The 4,521-nt window shown below is 71.8% G+C and carries 5 protein-coding genes; 1 reads left to right on the top strand and 4 read right to left on the bottom strand.

Annotation, left to right across the window (positions count from 1 at the left end; genetic code table 11):
- The coding region (locus tag OEY_RS0113580; protein WP_010594403.1) for an RluA family pseudouridine synthase at positions 1-790 on the bottom strand (790 nt) is incomplete at its 3' end.
- Positions 791-804: 14 nt separating this feature from the next.
- Positions 805-1,422 (bottom strand): signal peptidase II, encoded by a 618-nt coding sequence (gene lspA, locus OEY_RS0113575; RefSeq protein ID WP_010594402.1) that lies wholly within the window; start codon positions 1,420-1,422, stop codon positions 805-807.
- A 66-nt stretch (positions 1,423-1,488) separates the two neighbouring features.
- Between lspA and OEY_RS0113570 the strand changes: the two genes are divergently transcribed.
- Positions 1,489-2,433: a hypothetical protein gene (locus tag OEY_RS0113570; RefSeq protein ID WP_371851031.1), complete on the top strand. Its 945-nt coding sequence runs from the start codon at positions 1,489-1,491 to the stop codon at positions 2,431-2,433.
- 64 nt (positions 2,434-2,497) lie between these two features.
- On the opposite strand, the gene OEY_RS0113565 is transcribed toward OEY_RS0113570, so the two are convergent.
- Together OEY_RS0113565 and OEY_RS0113560 are read right to left on the bottom strand one after the other, a co-directional pair.
- Positions 2,498-3,046, bottom strand: a complete 549-nt coding sequence (locus OEY_RS0113565; protein WP_010594399.1) for a hypothetical protein — start codon at positions 3,044-3,046, stop codon at positions 2,498-2,500.
- A 91-nt stretch (positions 3,047-3,137) separates the two neighbouring features.
- Positions 3,138-4,481, bottom strand: coding sequence for a DNA polymerase IV (locus OEY_RS0113560; RefSeq protein WP_010594398.1), 1,344 nt, complete (start codon positions 4,479-4,481; stop codon positions 3,138-3,140).
- Positions 4,482-4,521: the final 40 nt, after the last annotated feature.

The raw sequence follows: 4,521 nt of genomic DNA, 5'->3' as shown, positions 1-4,521 counted from the left end.
GGCGTGCGAGCCGGAGCCGCTCCGCCAGGCGCGGGTCGGCGCCGTAGGTCAGATCCCCGCAGCAGGGGTGACGCAGCGCCGAGAAGTGCACGCGGATCTGGTGGGTGCGGCCGGTCTCGAGGTGGATGTCGAGCAGGCTCGCGGCCTGGAACGCCTCCACGGTGTCGTAGTGCGTGATGCTGGGCTTGCCGTCGGCGGTGACGGCGAACTTCCAGTCGCTGCTGCGGTGCCGGCCGATCGGCGCGTCGATCGTGCCGCTGCTCGGATCGGGGTGTCCCTGCACGAGGGCGTGGTAGCGCTTGTCGATGGTGCGCTGCTTGAAGGCCCGCTTGAGCACCGTGTAGGCACGCTCGGACGTCGCGACGACCATCACTCCGGAGGTTCCCACGTCGAGCCGGTGGACGATGCCCTGCCGTTCGTGGGCGCCGGAGGTGGAGATCCGGAACCCGGCTGCGGCCAGGCCGCCGATCACGGTCGGTCCGGTCCAGCCGACGCTCGCGTGCGCCGCGACGCCCACGGGCTTGTCCACCGCGACGATGTCGTCGTCCGCGTAGAGGATCTCCATGCCCTCGACCGGGGTCGCCTCGATGGTCAGCGGCCGCGGCGGCTCGGGCAGTTCCACCTCGAGCCACGAACCGGCGGACAGCCGGTCCGACTTTCCCGCGGCGGCGCCGTCGACGAGGACGGCACCCTCCTCGGTCAGGGCGGCGATCGCCGTGCGCGACAGGCCGAGCAGCCGTGCCAGGCCCGTGTCGACCCGCATCCCGTCGAGCCCGTCGGGGACGGGCATCGCCCGGGTTTCTCTCACTGGTGTGCTTCCTTTCTGCTGCTGCGGGCGGAGTCGGTCTTGCGTGAGCCGTCCGGTTCGATGCCGAAGACGGTCAGCGCGACGAGCAGGATCGCGCCGCAGACGATGGCGGAATCGGCGACGTTGAACACCGGCCACCAGCCGACGGACACGAAGTCGACGACGTGCCCCTGCAGCGGGCCCGGGGACCGGAAGATCCGGTCGACCAGATTACCCAGCGCTCCGCCGAGGACGAGTCCGAGTCCCAGGGCCCACCACCCCGACCGCAACGTGCGGCCGATCCGGACCACACCCACCACGACGGCGACCGCGACGAGGGTCAGCAGCCACGTCATGCCGGTCGCCATGGAGAAGGCGGCACCCGGGTTGCGCACCAGCGTCAACGTCACCGTGTCCCCGACGACGGAGATCGGGTCGGCCGGGTCGATGTAGTGGACCGCGAGGATCTTCGTGAGCAGATCGAGGCCGAAGACCACCGCGGCGAGGGCGAGCAGCGCACGCAGTCGCCGGACCGGCGCGGGCGCATCCTTCCCCGGGGAGTCGGCCGGCGCCGACGCACTCGGTTCCGCGACGGTGTCGGGGTGGGCATCGTGCTCGGTGGGGTCGTCGGTCACCTTGTCATCATCCCCCATCGGAGGAGCACGACGGCCACCCCGCCCGCCGTGGCTACCCTGGGGTGCGTGCCTGTGCTGCCCAGATTCGCCCGCCCGAGGGCCCGCTCCCTCGGTGTGGCCCTGTCCCTGACCACCCTTCTCGCCGGGTGTGGCAACTCCGCCGACGGCGCGGCCCCTGCCTCGACGGCGACCTCGACGGAGGTCACGGTGCCCGTCGCCGCGGTCACCGCGGTGGTCCTGGACCCGGGGGCCGAGCCGCGCAGCCGGATCCGTCTCACCCCGCCCGCCGGCACAACCCAGCAGGTGGCGCTCACGACGTCCTCGCAGGTCTTCCAGTCGATCGGTGATCAGCCGGAGCAGGATTTCTCCACCCCCGAACTGACGTTGCCGCTCACCGCAACCGTGGGCGAAGCCGTGTCGGACACCGCGCCGAGCAGCCTCGTGGACCTGCGGATCGCGGATGCGACATCCCCGGACGCGGCCCTCGCCGCGGCGCTCGGTCCCGCCGAGGGATCCGAGGCGGGGCTGACGATGTCGCCGTCCGGGGCGGTGAGCGCGCTGCGGCTCGACCCCACCCCGGACTCCGCGGACATCGCCCGCTCGGCCGTCGAACAGGCCTTCTACCAGGCCGTGTACCGGATGGTGTCGTTCCCCGAGGACGAGATCGGCGTGGGTGCCGTGTGGGAGATCCACCAGCAGGTGATGAGCGGGATGGCGCTCGATCAGGTCGCCACCGCGAGCCTGCTCGAACGGGACGGCGACCGGCTGACCGTGCAGTTGCGCATCACGCAGACCCCACGGGAGTCCACCTGGGCTCTGCCGAACGGGTCCGGCCAGTTGAACATCGACCGGTACGAGATGACAGGCGAGGGCACGATGACGATCGACCTGGGCCGGCCGCTCCCGATCGCCGGAGATCTGACTGTCGGCGGTGAACAGGCCTACAGCGATCCCGCGGGCACCACGCGCCTGGCACAGACCCTGGTGGACCGGGTGCGCTGGCAGTCCTGAGCGCCCGCCGGACGCGACGGCGGCCGGGGCGGAATCTCCGCCCCGGCCGCCGCGTCGGTCTTCGTCAGGCGCAGGCGGGCGACTGCAGCTGAGCGGTCGCGACGATGGCGCAGGCGTTGTTCTTCGACAGCTTCCACACGCCGTCCTCGGCGACGAAGTCGACGGTGCCGACGGCGGGCTGCTGCGCACCGGCCAGCAGGGTCTCGATTCCGGCGGTGACCGTGCCGTTCTGGTTGTCGTTGACGTCCAGGACGGTGATCTGCGCGCCGGCCTGCTCGGCGGCGGCGGCGACCTGGTCGATCAGTGCCGGATCCTGCTCGGCGCCCTGCACGAGGTTCACCTTCTCCTCGGCCGGGACGGTCTCGTCGAACGCCTTGGCCAGCATGGCGTTGAGATCCTCGACGGTCGGCACCGGCGGGTACTGTGCGACGGCCGTCGTGGTGCTGGTGGTGGTCTTCGCCGAGGTCGAGGTCGAGCTACCTCCGTCGTCCGAGCTGCAGGCGGACATCGTGAGGGCGGCGGCCACAGCCACCGTGGCGACAGTGATCTTGCGAAGCTTCAAGTTCTCGTCCTTCTCGTTCTCGATCGTGCACGGATTCCGTGCTCGGTTCATCCAGCAGCGGATGCTCCACCGGGACAGCGGATCGCCCGTAAGCGTACCCGGCGGTAGTAAGAAGACTTTGAGAGCGGCGGGGCACGCGCATTCACCCGAGTGCGGCGAGCGGATCGGCCTCGGACAGGGCGGGATCGTTCTCGTCGAGGGTGCGGGCTGGGCCCGGTCCGGACGAGCGGGTCTCGAAGCGGACCGTCACCACGCCGTGTCCGGCGCCCTGCACCCAGCCGTGCCCGAATTCCGGATGCCGCACGTCCGTGCCGGGACGCCACCGCGGTCCCGCCGGCGGCGCGGCCCGCTCGGGCCGGACCTGCGGCGACGATTCCACCGTGCCCTCCGGGGCCTGCTCGAGCTCGGGAAAGAGCGAGTCCTGCCGGATGCTGGACAACCCGGCGAGGCCGACACCGACGAGGCGGATCGCGCCGATCTCGAGCGGATCGAGCACGAGCCGCTGCGCCGCCGCCGTGAGCGTCGCCACGTCCTCGGTGGCGTACGGCAACGTCGACGACCGGGTGAGGATGCTCATGTCGGCCTTGCGCAACTTGAGCACGACGGTCCGGGCGGCGCGACCGTCGCGCCGCAGCCGGCGGTGCGCGGCGTCGGCGGCGGTGGTGACGGCGCGTCGCAGCTCGGCGAGCGTGACGATGTCGGTCTGGTACGTCGTCTCGGCGCTGACCTGCTTGGCGTCGGCGCGTTCGAGGACCGGCCGATCGTCGTGCCCACCGGCGAGCCGGTGCAGCGCAGGACCGACCGTCGCACCCAGGATCGACGCCGCCTCCGCGACCGGCAGCGCCGCCAGGTCCCCGATCGTGTCGATCCCCAGCCGGCGCAGCCGCTCCTCCGACACCGGACCGATCCCCCACAGCTTGCGCACGGGCAGACCGTGCAGCAGTGTCAGCTCCTCCTCGGGCCGCACGACCAGCGCTCCGTCGGGCTTGGCGAGGCCCGAGGCGATCTTGGCGATCTGTTTGCCGGAGCCGGCGCCGACGGACGCGACGAGACCGGTGCGGTCCCGCACCTGTTCACGCAGCCGCGCACAGAACCCTTCCACCTCCCGGTGCGCGGCGCCGGCGAGTTCGGCGGGCTCGGCGAACGCCTCGTCGAGCGACAGCGTCTCGAGCACGGGGATCTGTTCGCGCAGCACCTCGAACACGGTGTGACTGAGGGTCTGGTAGAGCACGCCCCGCGGCGGCAGCACCACCGCCGCGGGCCCCACCAGCCGGCGCGCGCGGCTCATCGGCATCGCCGACCGCGCCCCGAAGACCCGAGCCTCGTAGCTGGCCCCGGCGACCACGCCGCGCGCGCCGAGACCGCCGACGAGCACCGGTCGCCCCCGAAGGGTCGGCCGGGTCAGTTGCTCGGCCGAGGCGAAGAAGGCGTCGAGGTCCAGGTGCAGGACCCAACGTCCACCGCCGCGAGTCACCACGTCGGACACCCGCGAATCTTCGCCCCTCGCACCGACATCACGCCCGCAT

The organism is Rhodococcus sp. P14 (assembly GCF_000256505.1).
GTDB classification, from domain to species: Bacteria; Actinomycetota; Actinomycetes; order Mycobacteriales; family Mycobacteriaceae; genus Rhodococcus; species Rhodococcus ruber.
This window is presented reverse-complemented; position numbering and strand designations above follow the sequence as displayed.

Coding starts and splice junctions, on each gene's coding strand:
- OEY_RS0113565 (WP_010594399.1), bottom strand. CDS start 3,046: ATGAACCGAGCACGGAATCCGTGCACGATCGAGAACGAGAAGGACGAG.